The organism is Psychromonas aquatilis (assembly GCF_038155185.1).
GTDB classification, from domain to species: Bacteria; Pseudomonadota; Gammaproteobacteria; order Enterobacterales; family Psychromonadaceae; genus Psychromonas; species Psychromonas aquatilis.
Genome location: NZ_JBAKAZ010000003.1, coordinates 40916 through 57854 on the forward strand (window position 1 = coordinate 40916; position 16939 = coordinate 57854).

Here is a 16939-nt window from a genome sequence, read left to right on the forward strand (position 1 = left end):
TTCCATAACAGAAATATACGTAGCATTGGTGGTGTAGGGAAATACTGATATTGTATAGCAATAATACTAATTACGAATAAAGGTTATAAAAAGTGGAAATAAAGGCATTAAAAACATTCATTACAGTGGCTTCGCTTAAAAACTTTTCAGCTGCAGCAAAAGAACTTCACACTGTTCAGCCCAATGTTAGCCGACAAATCTCCGAACTAGAAAAAACCCTCGACACAAAACTATTCAGCCGTAATACACGAGAGGTCAACTTAACAGAAGCTGGACAAGTGTTATTACCCGAAGCAATAGAAATTGTCGCAAATAATACTCGCGTTAAAAACTTAGTCATCGCAACCAGTAATAAACAACAGGTACTAAGAATCGGCTACTTAGCCTCTGCCTGCTCAACCTTTTTTCCACAATTGGTTAAACAGTTTTCCAAATTGAACCCTAATATTAGGTTTTCTATTCAAGAGATGACCTCTAAAGAACAATTTAACGCACTTGCTGAAAATAAAATCGATATTAGTTTTTCACGCCCACAGCCCTCATTAGAAAAAGACAAGTTCTCCTGCTCTGAGATTTATACGGACTCATTGGTCGCAGTGGTCCCGGATGGTCACCATCTAGCAAACAATAAGCAATTGCATTTTAAACAATTAGAGAAAGAAAACTTTATCCTGTTTAAACCAGAAGAGTCTGTCGACTTGCATTACCACATTGTGTCCAACTGCCAAAAAAATGGCTTCTCCCCTAATATTACCTCGCACCATGGTAATATCCGCAGTCTGATGACAGTGGTTTCAGCTGGATTGGGTATTTCAATCGTTCCAAGCTGCGTACAATATCTACACATTGATGGTTGTTGCTTTATTACCATGCACGAATTAACTTTGCCGCTACAACTTAATATTTATCACAGTCGTAAAACCTCTCCTCAACATGTTATTGATTTTGTGGATTTTTGTAATGAAAAAAATATTACACTAGGACAACACATCGATTAACCTTAGTTTCATTTGTATGATTATTAAATCTTGCTCACAGAAATAACAAACTATTAAAGGGTTTATTTTTTTTGTTTCTTTAATCACATTAAAAACCCTGTACCTACGTAGGATATTCAATGAAAGAATAAACTAACAGGAGATTAGCCGAATGAAACAAGCTTACTTAGGATTAACCATCGCAACACTATTAGCAGGCTGTGTCACAACAGAGCAGGCGACAACAGCACAGGAAGGTGCCTCGATAGCTCAAGCGGTAACCGCTATCGCAACAGGTGAAAACCTAATTCAAGATCCACAATTAACAGAGTTTAGAAGCAATAGTGGTAAAAGTGATGTGTGGAAAAAAAATTCAAATAAGAATGCAGGCTTAGGTGATGCAGGTAGCTCTAAAGATAGCGCATTTGGCAGTGAAGGATCATCTCGTTTACGTTTTATTGCAGCAACGGACGACTTTTCCGCTGAGCCTGGGTTAAGCCAAACAGTCTTAGGTCTTCAACCAAATACAGATTACCAATTATCACTTTATTACAATGATAAAAAAGGTGAGCAATCCATTAGCCAATTAGTTTATGGGGTAACAGGAGCCAATGGTGGCACACTGGCAACAAAAACAGTCCATATTTCTGAACTTGCAGATGCACCTCAAGGCGATGTAAAAAAAGGTTTCCGCCAAACTGCTATTAACTTTAATTCAGGCTCAAATGTCTCTGTTACTGTTTATGCAAATTTAAAAATAACCGATCCCTCTAAAATAGACAGCGATGGAGATATTGGTAAACAAACAGAAGTCCGTATTGATGAGTTTAAGCTCTCAAAAATATAATTTCATTTATCTATTAAAATCATAGAGATAAGTATTCATAAAATCAGCTCCTAAAATATGAGCTGATTTTATGATAGTGCGACTCTCACTGACTAGACAGTAATACAGCAACCCCACCAGCAAGCTTAAGCGTTAAAGATGTTGAAATTACATCGACTACCCACGATTTCCCAATATTATCAAACCCTAAAAATTGTTTTTGATCACTTTCAAATCGAGTACTTCGTACATACCTACATTCTTATAAGCTTGCCGCTTGATATTGAATAAATACAGCTGTTCAGTTTCTAGCTAGATATCATCTGCGGGGAAATTTACGCCGGTTAAACGGCGTATTTCAGTGATAACCTCTGACGTATTCTTGGCTTGTAACATCGCCTCATCATTGATCACGCCTTGTTTAATTTGTTCAGCAAAAAAGCTTGCTTCGTAACTCATTTGGTCTTGTTCTTGTGGTAGTGTTAAATCCCTAATGGAGTCTGTTACCAAGGTAACATCATCCAAAACAGAAATGCCTTTAATTAATAAATTACCTTCTTCACCTTGTATTTCACTAACTTGCTCTGATCGACTAATTTTTGAGTGATCAATTGTTACGGAAAATCCATCGTAGGTTAAGAGAACAGCGCCACAACCATCAACACCCGATCCTAGTATAATGGCATCAGCTTGAATGCGTTTAGGTTTACCAAATAGAGCAACGGTAAAGGCAATACAGTAATACCCAATATCCATAATTGATCCATTGGAGAATTCAGGATTGAAGGTGTTAGGAATTTCGCCATCAAGGTATCTTTGATAACGCGACGAATATTGGCAATAATGAATATGGGCTTTTCGCAATTTGCCTAACTCAGAGATATTTTCTTTAATTTGTTTAAAATTAGGTAATTGAGCGGTTTTATAAGCCTCATATAAAATAACATTGTTATCTATTGCAGCTTGGTAAAGCTTCTCTACTTGCTGAAAATGAGAGGCTAAGGGCTTTTCACAAATAACATGCTTACCATTTTCTAACATTAGTAAGGCTTGCTCAAAATGCAGTGAATTGGGGCTAGCAATATAAACAGCTTCAACCTCATCACATTTACTTAGCGCCTCTAAATCATCAAAGCATAGGTTAATTGCAAATTTATCTGCAAAGGTTTTTGCGTTATCAAGGTTACGAGAATAAACGGCAGCTAGCTTTAAATCATTATTAACTAATGTGCCATTTATAAATGACTCTGTGATCCAGTTAGTACCGATGGTGGCAAAATTAATCATGCTTTTATCCCTAAACGAATTTGTTGTAATGACCTTATCTGTGTAGTTCAAGAGCATAAAATAGCATTTTTAACTAATCGTAAAAGGCTTTGTATTTATTTATTGTTAATTTTAGACTTAGGATGGGTTTTGCTTGTTATAGCTAAATTAAATGTTGAGAAAAAGCAGTTATAGAGCCTCAACAAGATTAATCTAATTAGTCGCTTCTATCGGGTTTAGGCGTTACTTAAAATGACTCATTCAATCTAGATAATAATATCAATACAGCCAATCTTATTAGTATCAATACTATCTGAAGGTTAATAATAATTGCGTGGATATAAAAAAGCTCAGTATAAAACTGAGCTTTTAAGTGGTTTATTTGTTGTTTATTTGTTGTTTATTTTAAACCGGCGACTAAATTATCAGTTAGGTTATTTAATAAAGTGAAATAGGCTTCAGGCCCCTGTTCAATATCTGAACCTAAAGGATCTAAAATGCCTGTGGTTGCACCAGTCCCCTCAATAATTGTTTGTACCAAGCTAGATTCAAACTGTGGTTCACTAAATACTGCTTTAGCACCTGCTTCTTTTACTCTTTGACGTATTTCACTAATTCCTTTGGCACCAGGCTTTCTATCTGGATCAATGGTGACTGAACCCACAGCATTAAGTCCATAAGCGGTTTCAAAATATTGATATGCAGAGTGGAATGCAAGATAAGGTACGGCTTTCACTGGCGCAACTTTTTCTGCTAACTGTTGATCTAAAGTCATTAGTCTCGCTGTTAAATTATCTGCATTCTTTTGATATTGAAGCGAATGCTCAGGGTCTATCTCAATTAACTTTTTAGCTGATTCAATCACAATTTTTTGTGCAATTTTTGGATCTAACCATAGATGTAAATCCATTGCGCCATGGTGATGCCCAGCTTCATGTGCATGCTCGCCTTCATGTGCTGCGTGCTCTTCATCATGGTCGTGCTCGCCTTCATGCGCTGCGTGATCTTCATCGTGGTCGTGATCGTCTTCATGTGCAGCATGCTCTTCATCATGGTCGTGATCGCCTTCATGTGCTGCGTGCTCTTCATCATGGTCGTGCTCGCCTTCATGCGCAGCGTGTTCTTCATCATGCTCATGCTCACCTTCATGTGCCGCATGATCATGCTCGCTGTGGTCATGCTCATCTTCCCACTCAGTACCAGTACGAGTAGTTAATAATGACGATGCTAATTGTTCAGACAAGGTCAGTTTTTGCGCATTTCCAGCAACAGTTTCTAATGGTTTTTCCAAAAAGCTTTCCATTTCATGTCCAACCCAAATAACTAAATCTGCATTGGCTAATGCGCTAGCTTCAGAAGGACGTAATGTATACGCGTGAGGAGAGCCTTTTTTAACAAGTAACGTTGGGGTTGCGACACCTTCCATAACACCACTAACTAATGAGTGAATTGGTTTAATACTGACAACAACTTGTGGCGTTTCAGCAGCAGTTACAAACTGCATTGGTAGTAGTATAATAGACAAGAAAGTAAGTAATATTTTTTTCATGTGCAAACCTTTAATAATATTGATAAGGGTAATGTTATATAATAACATTTATTGCTGTCAAATGGTGCTAAAAAAGGAATAAATTAAGTGGTGAAATTGTGTTAAAAGACATGTCGTCGCAAAAAGACAACATACAAGACTCTTTACTATCATTAGTAAATATCAATTTACAAATAGGTGAACGCTCCCTACTTGAAAATGTTAATTTAGAGCTTAACAGAGGCGAGATTGTAACTGTTGTCGGCCCAAATGGCGCAGGTAAAACAACATTATTACGCGTTGCTTTAGGTTTACAAAAGCCAACGTCTGGTAAAGTAACAGTTAATGCAGGCATAACGATCGGTTATGTACCACAAAAACTACATATTGACCCTACCTTTCCTATTACAGTTCGCCGCTTCTTAGCGCTTGCTAAAAGCCATAAAAAGGTCGATTTTAGTAAATTATTAGACGATGTTGGTGCAGCGCATGTTATTGACTCCCCTTTGCAAAACCTTTCTGGTGGTGAACTACAGCGAATCTTAATGGCGCGCGCATTAATGCGTGAACCAGATGTTTTAGTCCTTGATGAACCTGTACAAGGGGTAGATGTTCACGGACAAGTTGAATTATATGAGCTAATTAGTCGAGTTAGAACTGAACGTAACTGTGCCATTTTAATGGTTTCCCATGACTTGCATTTAGTGATGGCATCAACAGATAGAGTATTTTGTTTAAATCGCCACATATGTTGTAGCGGCACACCCGAAGTGGTTATCAATGATCCTGCTTACACTGAATTATTTGGTGCACATGCAGCGAGACATTTAGCATTTTATGTACATGATAAAGAACACAAACATGAGCAAGACCCTCAACATGTAAATAGCTGTGATTGTGACGAAGGAAAAGACTGTGTTTGATGATTTTTTAATAAGAGCTTTATTAGGTGGTTTAGGAGTTGCTTTAGTAGCCGGACCGTTTGGATCATTTGTTGTTTGGAGACGTTTAGCTTATTTCGGAGATACGTTAGCACATTCAGCATTGTTAGGTGTTGCACTGGGTTTTATTCTCCACATCAATTTAACCTTAGGCATTTTTATTATTTGCCAAATTCTCGCGATTTTATTATTTATTAGCCAATATCAGCGACAACTTGCCAGTGATACTTTATTAGGTATTTTCTCCCATGGTGCATTATCCCTGGGGTTAGTTGCCTTAGGGTTTATGGATAACGTCAGAATAGATTTAGTGAGCTATCTTTTTGGTGATATTTTAGCTATTGGTACTACCGACCTGATCTGGATTTATGGCGCAGGTGGGGTTGCTTTAATCGGATTGATTGCTATCTGGAAACCGCTACTTTCGATCACCATTCACGAAGACCTTGCTCGAGTAGAAGGTTTACCTGTGGATAGAATTAACTGGTTATTCTTAGGCTTAATTGCCTTAACCGTGGCTATTATGATGAAAGTGGTTGGTATGTTATTAGTAACGGCACTATTAATCATCCCAGCGGCAACCGCAAGACGCTTTGCCAGTACGCCAGAAAGCATGGCGATTATTGCTATGGTAATAGGCGGATTGAGCGTAACCTTAGGTTTATTAGGCTCTTTCTATTATGACACGCCATCGGGCCCAAGTATCGTGGTAGCTGGCTGTATTCTATTTATCTCCAGCATTTTACTGCCACGAAGATAGTTTATTTTACTATGATCAATAAAGGAGCTAATGATAGCTCCTTTATTACTTTTATCCCCAACTAAATATCTTCCATTCAGGATGTGCTTTTGCTGCTAATACTAAGCGTTTGCAAGGGTTAACCAAATAAGCAAAATCTGCATATTCACATAACGGTAAATCGTTAATCGAATCACTATAAAAATGAATCACATCGAATTTTTCAGAATGATTTTCTAACCACTGCTGTAATCGTAGTATTTTTCCTTCCCGATAAGTGGCAATACCAGTCACCTCATTTTGATAACAAGGGCTGCCATTACTATTATTTTTGATCAGTAAATCAATACCGAGTGCATCATTAATTCCAATGACTTTTGCGACTTTATTTACAATAAAAGAAACGGTTGCAGAGATAACCAAACAATCAATTTTTTGATCTTTTAAGGAGCGCACTAGTGTCATAGCTTCAGGAAATATTAAAGGTACAATCTGAGTCTCTACAAACTCATCAACTAAGTTATCAATCTTCTCTACAGGAATATCAACAATAGGAGCAAGCGTATACGCAATATATTCTTCCATATCGAGCTCACCCCGAGCATATTGCTGCATTAATATTTTATCGGTTTCTAGATAATCGGGATCAGTAACAATGCCTTTCTCTACTAAAAATAAACTCCATAAACTGGCGCAATCACCATTGACTAGTGTTTCATCCATATCAAATATATGCAGGGGTTTTGACATCTTAAGACCTCACCGGTTGTATTTCATTTAAATTGAACATTAACTCAAGGGGCGCTCCTTTAGTTAATAATCGCTCCGAGGATCGGTTTAATAAATCAACGGTTAACTGTTGCTTATCGACCTCAACGCTATAGCGGATCACATTACCTAATAGCTGATGTGAAAGCACTACTCCCGGTTTTGCTATCGATATATGTTCACCATATTGTCTGCCCTTTTCACGAATATAAATCGATTCAGGACGAATCGCTACTTTATCTGAGGTAGAAATATCGAACCATTGGTTGGCGACATCAGCATCAATTAAATTGTAATGCCCCATAAACGAAGCAACAAATTCATTAGCAGGTTTAGTATAAATATCTTCAGGTTTTCCCTGCTGGACAATACTGCCTTTAGACATCAAAAAGATTCTATCTGACAATAACATGGCCTCTTCTTGGTCATGAGTAACAAATATCGTTGTTAAATTTAACTCTTTTTGAATGTTCAGAATTTGCTGTCGTAAACTTTTTCGGATTTTCGCGTCTAAAGCTGAAAGCGGCTCATCAAGCAGCAAGATTCTTGGCCTTACCACCAAAGCACGCGCCAAAGCAACACGCTGGCGTTGTCCACCTGAGAGCTCCCTAGGGTAGAACTTTTCTTTTCCGGCTAGCTCAACCAAATCAATCATCTTTTTAGCTTCTAAGCGTGACTTAGACTTACTAAACCCGTTCATTTTTAAGCCAAAAGCCACGTTATCTTCAACGGTCATATTTGGAAACAATGCATAAGATTGGAAAACCATACCAATTTCACGCTGCTGTGGCGCAAGATCAGTAATGTTTTCTCCTTCAACCAACAATGTCCCCAGATCAACATTATCCAGCCCAGCGATACAACGTAATAAAGTTGATTTACCACAACCGCTTGGTCCTAGCAGCGTAATGAACTCGCCTTTTTCAATTGAAAAGTCGATATCTTTAAAAACATCAACATCACCAAAACTTTTGGCAAACTGATTAACTTTAACGTAACTCATTATTCATTTCCTCGACTAAAACGGGTTGCCAACCAAGTGCATATAAAGATAAAAGCAAAATAAGTCATCACTAAAGCAGAGGTAAAATGCCCACTCGTCTGACGCATGTTATATAGATAAATTTGTAATGTTTCATAACGTGTTCCCACTAATATATTAGCGAAAACAAACTCACCTAATAAAAATGAAAAGGAAAGAAACGTCGATGCTAATAATCCTTTTTTAAGGTTAGGTAAGATAATCAAAAGGTAAGCTTTGGTAGTACTTGCTCCTAATAAGTGGGCAGCATCAACAAGGTCTCTTAAATTAATAGTGCTAAAGCTATTAGAAATAGCGCGATACATAAAAGGAAGTGCAATCGTAAAATAGGTTCCAATCAAGATCCAAGGTGTCCCGACGAGTTGAATACTGCTATCTGCATATAACTGCAATAGCCCTACTGAGGAAACAACAGGCGGTACTGCAAATGGCAATAAGATTAATATATTCATTAATTTATCCAATGCAGGATAATAATAAAAAATAACAAATATCATCGGTAGTACTAATACCATTGCCAGTATTAACGAGCTAATACAAATAAATAATGAACGTGCAAAAGCCTCTATAAAACGCGGATCGGTTAATAATTGCGAATACCATTTTATTGAAAAGCCATCAGGTAACATGGTTGCTCCCCAACTTGAGGAAAACGAATAAATTAAAGTGGCAAGAATAGGGATAAGTAATAATGTTGATAACCCGTAGACCACTGTTTTATGTAGCAATAAATTTTGATTATGCATGGTAGCTCCTTGCTATTAACCATTGATTTACAGCGGTTATCAACGCTAATAACGCCATCAATAAAACAGAAATTGCAGCTGCCAAATTAGGCTCTAGGAATAGATCGCCGGAAACCAAACTTGCGATACGAATCGTCACCATATTGTAGTTACCATTGGTTAATGCATAAACACTGGCATAAGCGCCAATGGCATTGGCAAATAAGATAATAAAAGTCCCTAATAAAGCAGGTGACAAAATAGGTAACCCTATCTTTAACCAATATTGTCGTGTATTTGCACCTAATAATTGTGAAGCTTCATAGGCATCTTTTTTTAACGCATCAAAGGCCGGATAAAGTAATAAAGCCCCCAATGGAATTTGGAAGTAAATATAGAGAGCAAGTAAACCTGATTTACTATATAAATCAAAATCGCCTAATATTCCCCACTGCCTTAGTAACAAAGTCACAGCGCCATTCGTACCAAGGATAATAATAAATGCAAAAGCTAATGGAACACCTGCAAAATTACTACTCATATTAGTAAATGCAATAATAGCATCTCGAATTTTGCTATCTAAATGCCTCAAAGATGACACTAATAAAGCGGCTAAGGCTAAGCCGATCAAACTAGACCAAAAGGAGATCCAAAGGCTATTGCTAAAGCTTTGTAAAATGAAAGCAGAATCAAAAACTTCGCTGTAGTTTTCTATTGTCCACTCTCCATCATAAATAAAGCTATTGACGAAAACCCAAAGCATAGGTGCAATTTGAAATAGATAATAAAAAACTATAAATGGTATTAACCAAAGGACCGGCTTGTATTGACCTAACTTTACTATAAAAACAGCGCCCTTCGATTTTTCAGACTTAATCGCTAACATAACATCATCCTTGTTTATGTTAATGCCTCTTCTACGAAGGGCTTGTGATGCAATAAACCAAGTAATTCACACACCAATCCACATAACTCTGTTTGTTGTATGGAAATATCTGAATGACTAAAACGATCACCAATCAAATAAAGCGGCACTTCACGCTCTTCAACAAGCGTTCCACCATGTGACTTATCATTATTCATACCATGATCACTGGTCACTAATATTTGATATCCCTCTTCTATCCAAGTGGGTAAAAAGTTAGATAAAATAATATCGGCATGGCGAGCACAGTTTCTATATTCAGCTGAATCAAGACCAAACTTATGGCCGGTATCATCTATATTCATAGAGTGCACAAGCAAAAAATCAGGATCAAATTCTTGGCGTAAATACTCTCCATCCAAGACTAATGCTTCATCAGGATAATGATCCCAATGATAAAAAACGCCATGTTGAATGGATAAACTTTCATTGTGAGTATGACGATCTCGAATCGGATCGTAAGGAGAGCGATTATATAGTTCACTAACCCAATGGTAAGCAGCAGCGGCGGTTGTTTTACCTTGTGCCTGCGCTAGGCTAAAAATAGACTCAAACAAAGAACGACGAGTCACATTATTATGTACTATTCCACTTTCTATAGGGGTGACCCCCGTTAAAATACATTCATACAAGGGGCGAGATAGTGATGGGAGTTCACTATATAGTGAATATTGGCTTGCTTTCTTGTGCTCTACTAAACCATTTAAGTAGCCTAGGCAATCCTGGGCTACTTTCAGATTTAAGCCATCAAGAACAACAAGAATAACCTTATCGTTCATTATAAATCCTTTTAGTTCTGGTAAATAAGTACACCTTCTTGCCATTGACGTGGCAGTTTACGAGCAGATTTTTCCCAAGCTTTAAAATCTTTTATTGGAGAAACCGATTTATATTGCTCATTAGGAATTAACTTTGCTTGAATCTCATCTGGTAATGTCACGTTAGTACGGATTGGGCGAGCGTAACCATCAGCTAAATTAATTTGACCTGCATCGCTAAAGATATATTCACGTGCTAACTTCGCTGCATTAGGGTTCTTAGCATATTTATTAATAATCGTTGTATAACCTGAAATCACTGAACCATCTTGTGGGATGCTGACAGTGAAACGAGAACGATCAATTTGGTCGCGGTAATTCAAAGCATTAAAGTCCCAAAGAATAGCGACTTCAATTTCACCCTTTTCTAAATTGGCAATACTTGGGTCAGTAAATGAAATACGCCCTTGTTTTGCTAATTCACCAAAGAATTTAATAGCAGGATCTAGGTTACCTTCATCCCCTCCATTGGCAATTGCAGCAGCTAAAACGGCATTATTTGCTTGTGATGCAACACCTACGTCGCCTACTGTTACCTTATATTTACCTGTTAATAGATCTGCCCATGTTGTAGGCGCATCTTCAACTAGATTATTGTTTGAAATAAATGAAATGGTACCGGTGTAAGCTAATGCCCAATGGCCATCTGCATCTTTTGCCCAATTAGGAATATCGTCCCATGTACTTGGTTTGTACGGTTGCGATACTCCTTTTTGCACAGCTACACGTGCAAATGCAAAACCAACATCACCGATATCAGCAGTGGCATTTTCTTTTTCAGCATCAAATTTAGCGATTTCTTGAGCAGAACTCATATCGGTATCTTGATGTTCAATAGCATATTTGGTTTTTAAGTCAGCCCATGTATCTTTCCAGTTTGCCCATGAATCAGGCATTCCGATACTATAAACCTGACCTTCTTTTTGAGCGGCAGCAACCAGTGAATCTATATCCGTCGATTCAGCAGCATACAAAGATTGTGATAGAGAGAGTGCGATAAGTGTTGACGTAACTTTAAATGTATTCATTTTACTTCCATCCTCTGGACTAGTTCAGTGAGTTCATTTTTTATACTACAAGCCAAACATTACAGTTTTTTTACAATAAGTAAAAACTATTTTTTAACTTATTTGTGATCAATAACCCTTTACTCCCCCTATTTTTAAGTTTCAATCTATAGTAATTTAATATAAACACATACAACTGGACTAGTTCAGAATATGCAAAAAAAACAGCAAATTCCGCTCAAAATGAAGGATGTCATACGTGAACAAATTATTGGTAATGCATTAACAGCATTACAAAAACTACCATCCGAGCGAGAGCTTTGTGACTTATTTTCCCTGACTCGAATTAGCGTAAAAGAAGCACTTAAATCTTTAGAAGCAGAAGGGTTAATATATCGAGAAGACCGACGAGGTTGGTTTGTTTCTCCACCAAGAATTCAATATAACCCATTGTCACGATGTCATTTTAAACAGATGGTGAGTGAGCAGAACCGAATTGCCGAAACGCAATTAGTTAATATCAATACCATCATGGCACCAAGTGAGCACGCGAAAATTTTGCAGCTTAAAGAGCTCACTGAAATTCATATTATTGAGCGCTTAAGATATATTGATGGGAGAGTCGTGCTATTTGTGGAAAACTGTTTAATCAGTGATTTTTTCCCTCATATTATAGAGGAAGATCTCAATCAGTCCCTTACTCAATTATATCAAGAAAAATATAATTTCAGCACCAGTCGTTCACGCTTTGATGTGATACCAACTACCGCACCAGCACATGTAGCCAAAGCACTTAACCTCAGTGCAGGGCAACAAGTATTGAAAATATGCCGTGTAAATTACAACCAATATGAAGAGATTATTGACTGTGAATTTGAATATTGGCGCCCAGACTCAGTTATGATCAGCATTGATAGTATCGAACATTAAAGTTATTTCTTTAACGACAACAACCCGGACATTACGGGCATGAATTTCTGTAAGTACTGATAAAATAGAGTAATACCTCTAAGTCACTTTCGCCCCAATAGCGAGCGAGTGGGCTATAAAGTTGTGGCCAACATCGTTCAACCGCAATAATAAGAAGCAAAAGGCAAGACACGACCCATTCATAAGCCCCCATTCATAAAATGATTTTTTTGGAGAAACTCTACAGCCATAAGGCCCCGTTAAGCTGTAAAAAATAATTGGCTATAATCGCAAGCGATGGCCAACTATTTTTTATCAGTTTAAACAGCTTGTTATACGTGGTTTGCTTTTAGTCGTGACTTCAAATCAGAAGGAGCAAAATATAAGGTTGTCCTACCATCTTTTGTTTGAAGTAATAACTTAAGCGAGACTAATTTATTTAAATATGTTCTAGCCGTATTTTCAGCAATAGCATAAGAGTTAGCTGTTTCCTTTACACTAAACAACCTACCTGGATCTTTTGTGCCTTTTTTAACAATATCTTTTTGAACAAAGTTTAAAAGATTATTAAATTGTGAATTATCCAAAATTTCAACTACTTGGTAAAATTCATCAGTTTTAACTTTTAAATAATTTTGTAGTTCATCAAATGCAGCTAGAATTATATCTAACTGAAAATCGATAAAATATGTGAGATCATTTTGATCTTTTTCTGTATATAAATATGAAAGGCCGTAGCCCTTAGGATCATCTTTTAATAATTTACTAATGGAAACATATTTAAAAAGATCGTATTCATTTTTTAACATAAACCAATAAAATAAAGCACGAGCAGTTCTACCATTTCCATCCCTAAACGGATGCTCATACCCCAACATGAAATGTAATATTATTGCTTTAATTACAGGAGGAATAAATTCCCCACCATCAATGCCTGAATGCTCTTCGTTAGCAAAGTCGCACAGACGTTGAAGCCTCTCAGGAATCTCTTTATAACAAGGTGGTTTATGTGCAATCTCACCTCTATCATCTTCAACAAAAATATCATTATCTTCTCTGAACTCACCAGGAACTACATTATTCTCAGTAGTTTTATTAGTTGCAATACGATGAAAATCTAAAATCAAATCAATTGATAATGGCTCTTTAGAAACTTTTTCTGCATTTTTAAGTAAAAGAAAGTTATTGATGATCATTCTCTCATCTTCATCAACAGGCTCTCTTTCTTCTTCTAGCATTTTTTTTGCTACTTCACGAGTCGTCGATGCACCTTCTAATTGTGCACTCGTTATCGCCTCTTCCATTATTAGAGAAGAAACCAAGTATTTTCTTTGAATACTGTCAGAAGCAACGTTACCAGCTATTGCTCCAACACTTCCACCTGCAACTTTAATTATTTGATGTAGCTTTGCTTCCATCGAATGAGGAGTCGCATATGAGAAACACTTTTCTTTATCATCCAATAAATGAACATACTTGATTTGCATCGTTCTCTTAAACTTAATTGCAGCCCAAATATCTTTTGCTTCAGCTTGCGGTACACGCCACTTCAATTGATTCCAGTGAAGGTATCTCCCCTTATCATCAGTAGCTCCGTACTCATTTAAGTATTTCCCTACTGTTGATAAATCAACTTCTGAAATTTCAAATTTAGGTGCTCTTTCCACTGTAGGCTTAACCATATAACTCAACTTTTAAAATTTGCGTTTAGATAATTTTATAATGGCAGTAAATTATAATAAGTCAAGAATTGAATAGAATAAAATAGAGAGAATAAGAGAAACGTATAACAGTATATTATCCATAATTCACGATAGTCACGGACTATGAAATAAAAAATAACAATAATTAAATCATTAACTGTCAAAGCTTTATAATAAAATATGTGGTTTCATTTTAAACATTAAATTTATAGAAACTATATAGTTACTAGACATCCATTAATTCACATTATTACAATGATACGATTTCGGTTATCAAAAAGCGAAGTGAACACACAAATTATTGAACTAATGAAAGACTGACCCCAATCATAATGAAACTCCGTATTATCGACTGGTGTTGTACTGTGTATTTTAAGATAAATATCAAAAGGCACTTTATAAATAAGCAGATAATAGTGACTGAGCAATGATGAAGCACTGCTAATCACTATAAAAGCGCTCCGTCAGTGCGATTCTTGAATACCAAAAGTGCCTTAACTATTTTTTATTGGTTTATCAATATCTACGATAACTTGTGCATCGATAGCAGTAGGGGATTTTGCTTCCTGACGTTTATCCCACCAAGCAAAGATATTTGCCAATACAGAGCCGGATATCGAGTGCCAGATACAAGCAACAGCTGCCGCGATCGCAGATTGTGCATTAGCAGGGAAAAACTTGGTACTTAAGCCCGTTGCTAAGCCTGCATTTTGCACACCAACCTCAATAGATATGGTACGTTTTTTGGCCTTGTTCATACCAAATAATACACCTGAGTAGAAACCCAGTATATAACCGGCAAAGTTGTGTACGGCAATGGCTAAGATGACGACCAATCCTGAGTGTAAAAACTGACTGCCAAATACGGCTGCAACACCGCCCACGATCGCAGCAAAAGCTAATACAGCAACGCCAGGCATAACGGCTTGCACATCTTTAAACCAATGTTTGTTATGAAATAAAATATTTAGCATGGAGCCGATAGCAACGGGTAGCAGAGTAACTAGTAGCATAAAGCGGAACATGCCCCAACCATCCATTTCGACTGATTGGCCCACTAAGTAATTCAACCACAGCGGTGTTATCAAAGGTGCAATGACGGTTGACACAGTGGTCATACCCACCGAAAAAGCAACATCACCTTTAGCCAGATAGCTCATGATATTAGAAGATACGCCACCTGGACAAGTACCTACTAAAACCAAGCCCAGTGTTAAACCAGGTGAGAGATCAAACAGGCTAGCCACACCAATGGCTAATATCGGCATCACGGTATATTGGATGATAGAACCAATAAAAATATCTAATGGCGTTTAGCCAATATTTTGTAATCTTCTTTACCCAATGTCATGCCCATAGCAAGCATGATAACCCCTAGTACAATGATCTGAGTATTGCCTGTCACCCAAGAAAAAGTCGCGGGTTCTATAAATGTCACCGCTGCTGCTAAAACAATAACTAATGCGGTAAACCGACTCAACTGTTGACTAATCACCCCTAAAAAATGCATCTCTAAATCCTTTTAAGACAAAAAATTCGAGTATACGTTTAAAGCAATTATATCTTCAACAGGTTTCTGTTTTAGTACAGAGGTTTTATTTGCTCAAAGTGACTTACGTCTGACATTACCGTTACCTTTCTTTAAATTCCAAAATTTCAGGGGTCAAACCTTGCCTTTTGCTATTACTTTCTATTGACAGGGAATCAGCATAAATTGGCTATTTCAACGGATAATAGAGCAAACAATTTAAGGTGCTTTGTGCCCCAAAGTAAGGTAGAAAGTTGAAAAGATATTCTTAGTCTAATGGCCATAAAGAGCAATTATATCAATGACCCTTTTGGCATCTTATTATGAATTAAGCGTTATGTGATTTAATGTCGTCATAGAATATAACTTGATGGTTGAGCTATACCTCCATTTCCCATACTCACCTAAAAAAGACTATAAGGCCTATCTTTAATTTAAAGATTCCATTAAATATAAGCCAACGCTGACCTAACTAAGCGTGATAACTCACCTAAATAATGTACTTAACAGGCTGATTCACTCTTCTTAGAGCTTAAAACATCAATAATACAATCCACTCTCTTTGTATCTTTATAATCAAGTTAAAAAAGTAAAAGTGGCCTATAAATACTTGATAATTATTACACCCTCCCCTGTAAATAGTTCATAACTAACGTAAAGCCAACACCTAAAATAAAATAAAAACCCAATAGAAACAATAAGATAAAAAGTTGGCACGACTATCGCTTTAGTATCATTAAATATCAACTAGAGGAGAAAAACATGAAGAACATAACAAAGATTGCCCTTTCGACTGTACTACTGACTTCATCAACGTTGGCATTTGCATCTGAGCAAGATTGGAAAGGTGAATCCCTTGATGCATGGGTAGACGGTAAAGCTGAAACCACTTTATTACTTAACGCCGAACTTAACTCTTTCAATATTGATACTGACGTTGAAGATGGCATTGTCACTTTAACAGGAGAGGTAAACAGCACTCTTGAGAAGTCATTAGCTGAAGAGTTAATTAAGACCTTAGATGGCGTAAAAGGTGTTGAAAATAAACTGACTATCAAAGATGAAACAGCAGCCGTCAGTTCAGACAAAAACAAAGTAACCACCAATGTGACTAATAGCTTATTAATGTCTTAACAAGTTCGCAGATATAAATAGGTAACTCATCTACAGCAACAAAAAGACAAGCGTTACCTGATTATAACAACAAGAACTATAAGAACCATCATTGCTTCGATAG

At 36.9% G+C, this 16939-nt stretch carries 17 protein-coding genes; 6 read left to right on the forward strand and 11 right to left on the reverse strand.

The window, feature by feature from the left end:
• Positions 1–92 precede the first annotated feature (92 nt).
• Together V6256_RS01150 and V6256_RS01155 are read left to right on the forward strand one after the other, a co-directional pair.
• The gene (locus V6256_RS01150; protein WP_341596150.1) at positions 93–998 is read left to right on the forward strand and encodes a LysR family transcriptional regulator; all 906 of its coding nucleotides are present in this window, start codon (positions 93–95) and stop codon (positions 996–998) included.
• A 151-nt stretch (positions 999–1149) separates the two neighbouring features.
• Positions 1150–1824, forward strand: a complete 675-nt coding sequence (locus V6256_RS01155) for a hypothetical protein (protein ID WP_341596151.1) — start codon at positions 1150–1152, stop codon at positions 1822–1824.
• Between the two features lie 291 nt (positions 1825–2115).
• Here V6256_RS01155 and V6256_RS01160 read toward each other — a convergent pair whose 3' ends face one another.
• Both V6256_RS01160 and V6256_RS01165 read right to left on the reverse strand, forming a co-directional pair.
• Positions 2116–3090, reverse strand: coding sequence for a Gfo/Idh/MocA family protein (locus tag V6256_RS01160; RefSeq protein WP_341596152.1), 975 nt, complete (start codon positions 3088–3090; stop codon positions 2116–2118).
• A 379-nt stretch (positions 3091–3469) separates the two neighbouring features.
• Positions 3470–4618 (reverse strand): zinc ABC transporter substrate-binding protein, encoded by a 1149-nt coding sequence (locus tag V6256_RS01165; protein WP_341596153.1) that lies wholly within the window; start codon positions 4616–4618, stop codon positions 3470–3472.
• A 98-nt stretch (positions 4619–4716) separates the two neighbouring features.
• On the opposite strand from V6256_RS01165, the gene znuC reads away from it, so the two are divergent.
• A complete protein-coding gene (znuC, locus tag V6256_RS01170; protein ID WP_341596154.1) occupies positions 4717–5520 on the forward strand; it encodes a zinc ABC transporter ATP-binding protein ZnuC in 804 nt (267 codons plus the stop codon).
• Entirely contained in the window at positions 5513–6298 is a 786-nt protein-coding gene (locus V6256_RS01175; protein ID WP_341596155.1) for a metal ABC transporter permease, read from the forward strand. Before znuC ends, V6256_RS01175 begins: the two co-directional genes overlap by 8 nt.
• A 51-nt stretch (positions 6299–6349) precedes the next feature.
• Here V6256_RS01175 and V6256_RS01180 read toward each other — a convergent pair whose 3' ends face one another.
• The 6 genes from V6256_RS01180 to V6256_RS01205 are packed head-to-tail and all read right to left on the reverse strand — an operon-like array spanning position 6350 to position 11583.
• The gene (locus V6256_RS01180) at positions 6350–7027 is read right to left on the reverse strand and encodes an HAD family hydrolase (RefSeq protein ID WP_341596156.1); all 678 of its coding nucleotides are present in this window, start codon (positions 7025–7027) and stop codon (positions 6350–6352) included.
• Between the two features lies 1 nt (position 7028).
• A complete protein-coding gene (locus V6256_RS01185) occupies positions 7029–8048 on the reverse strand; it encodes an ABC transporter ATP-binding protein (RefSeq protein ID WP_341596157.1) in 1020 nt (339 codons plus the stop codon).
• Positions 8048–8833 carry an ABC transporter permease gene (locus tag V6256_RS01190; protein WP_341596158.1) on the reverse strand — a complete coding sequence of 262 codons (786 nt, stop codon included), beginning with the start codon at positions 8831–8833 and terminating at the stop codon, positions 8048–8050. Before V6256_RS01190 ends, V6256_RS01185 begins: the two co-directional genes overlap by 1 nt.
• Complete coding sequence (locus tag V6256_RS01195; protein ID WP_341596159.1) at positions 8826–9698, reverse strand: ABC transporter permease; 873 nt, start codon at positions 9696–9698, stop codon at positions 8826–8828. The genes V6256_RS01190 and V6256_RS01195 overlap by 8 nt, the downstream gene beginning before the upstream one ends.
• 14 nt (positions 9699–9712) lie before the next feature.
• Positions 9713–10516, reverse strand: a complete 804-nt coding sequence (locus V6256_RS01200) for an alkaline phosphatase family protein (RefSeq protein WP_341596160.1) — start codon at positions 10514–10516, stop codon at positions 9713–9715.
• Positions 10517–10527: 11 nt separating this feature from the next.
• Positions 10528–11583, reverse strand: coding sequence for an ABC transporter substrate-binding protein (locus V6256_RS01205; RefSeq protein WP_341596161.1), 1056 nt, complete (start codon positions 11581–11583; stop codon positions 10528–10530).
• Between the two features lie 192 nt (positions 11584–11775).
• On the opposite strand from V6256_RS01205, the gene V6256_RS01210 reads away from it, so the two are divergent.
• A complete protein-coding gene (locus V6256_RS01210) occupies positions 11776–12492 on the forward strand; it encodes a UTRA domain-containing protein (protein ID WP_341596162.1) in 717 nt (238 codons plus the stop codon).
• A 311-nt stretch (positions 12493–12803) separates the two neighbouring features.
• Here V6256_RS01210 and V6256_RS01215 read toward each other — a convergent pair whose 3' ends face one another.
• The 3 genes from V6256_RS01215 to V6256_RS01225 form a co-directional block, all read right to left on the reverse strand.
• On the reverse strand, positions 12804–14153 hold the full coding sequence (locus V6256_RS01215; RefSeq protein ID WP_341596163.1) for a Fic family protein: 1350 nt from the start codon (positions 14151–14153) through the stop codon (positions 12804–12806).
• Positions 14154–14668: 515 nt separating this feature from the next.
• On the reverse strand, positions 14669–15475 hold the full coding sequence (locus tag V6256_RS01220) for a bile acid:sodium symporter family protein (RefSeq protein WP_341596210.1): 807 nt from the start codon (positions 15473–15475) through the stop codon (positions 14669–14671).
• Between the two features lie 2 nt (positions 15476–15477).
• On the reverse strand, positions 15478–15684 hold the full coding sequence (locus V6256_RS01225) for a hypothetical protein (RefSeq protein ID WP_341596164.1): 207 nt from the start codon (positions 15682–15684) through the stop codon (positions 15478–15480).
• Between the two features lie 780 nt (positions 15685–16464).
• Between V6256_RS01225 and V6256_RS01230 the strand changes: the two genes are divergently transcribed.
• Positions 16465–16836, forward strand: a complete 372-nt coding sequence (locus tag V6256_RS01230) for a BON domain-containing protein (protein WP_341596165.1) — start codon at positions 16465–16467, stop codon at positions 16834–16836.
• Positions 16837–16939 lie beyond the last annotated feature (103 nt).

Bases quoted from the DNA above. Each gene is read 5' to 3' on its own strand.
- V6256_RS01225 (WP_341596164.1), bottom strand. From the start codon at position 15,684: ATGCATTTTTTAGGGGTGATTAGTCAACAGTTGAGTCGGTTTACCGCA.
- V6256_RS01195 (WP_341596159.1), bottom strand. From the start codon at position 9,698: ATGTTAGCGATTAAGTCTGAAAAATCGAAGGGCGCTGTTTTTATAGTA.
- V6256_RS01200 (WP_341596160.1), bottom strand. From the start codon at position 10,516: ATGAACGATAAGGTTATTCTTGTTGTTCTTGATGGCTTAAATCTGAAA.
- V6256_RS01155 (WP_341596151.1), top strand. From the start codon at position 1,150: ATGAAACAAGCTTACTTAGGATTAACCATCGCAACACTATTAGCAGGC.
- V6256_RS01165 (WP_341596153.1), bottom strand. From the start codon at position 4,618: ATGAAAAAAATATTACTTACTTTCTTGTCTATTATACTACTACCAATG.
- V6256_RS01205 (WP_341596161.1), bottom strand. From the start codon at position 11,583: ATGAATACATTTAAAGTTACGTCAACACTTATCGCACTCTCTCTATCA.
- V6256_RS01215 (WP_341596163.1), bottom strand. From the start codon at position 14,153: ATGGTTAAGCCTACAGTGGAAAGAGCACCTAAATTTGAAATTTCAGAA.
- V6256_RS01185 (WP_341596157.1), bottom strand. From the start codon at position 8,048: ATGAGTTACGTTAAAGTTAATCAGTTTGCCAAAAGTTTTGGTGATGTT.
- V6256_RS01210 (WP_341596162.1), top strand. From the start codon at position 11,776: ATGCAAAAAAAACAGCAAATTCCGCTCAAAATGAAGGATGTCATACGT.
- V6256_RS01190 (WP_341596158.1), bottom strand. From the start codon at position 8,833: ATGCATAATCAAAATTTATTGCTACATAAAACAGTGGTCTACGGGTTA.
- V6256_RS01180 (WP_341596156.1), bottom strand. From the start codon at position 7,027: ATGTCAAAACCCCTGCATATATTTGATATGGATGAAACACTAGTCAAT.
- V6256_RS01230 (WP_341596165.1), top strand. From the start codon at position 16,465: ATGAAGAACATAACAAAGATTGCCCTTTCGACTGTACTACTGACTTCA.
- V6256_RS01160 (WP_341596152.1), bottom strand. From the start codon at position 3,090: ATGATTAATTTTGCCACCATCGGTACTAACTGGATCACAGAGTCATTT.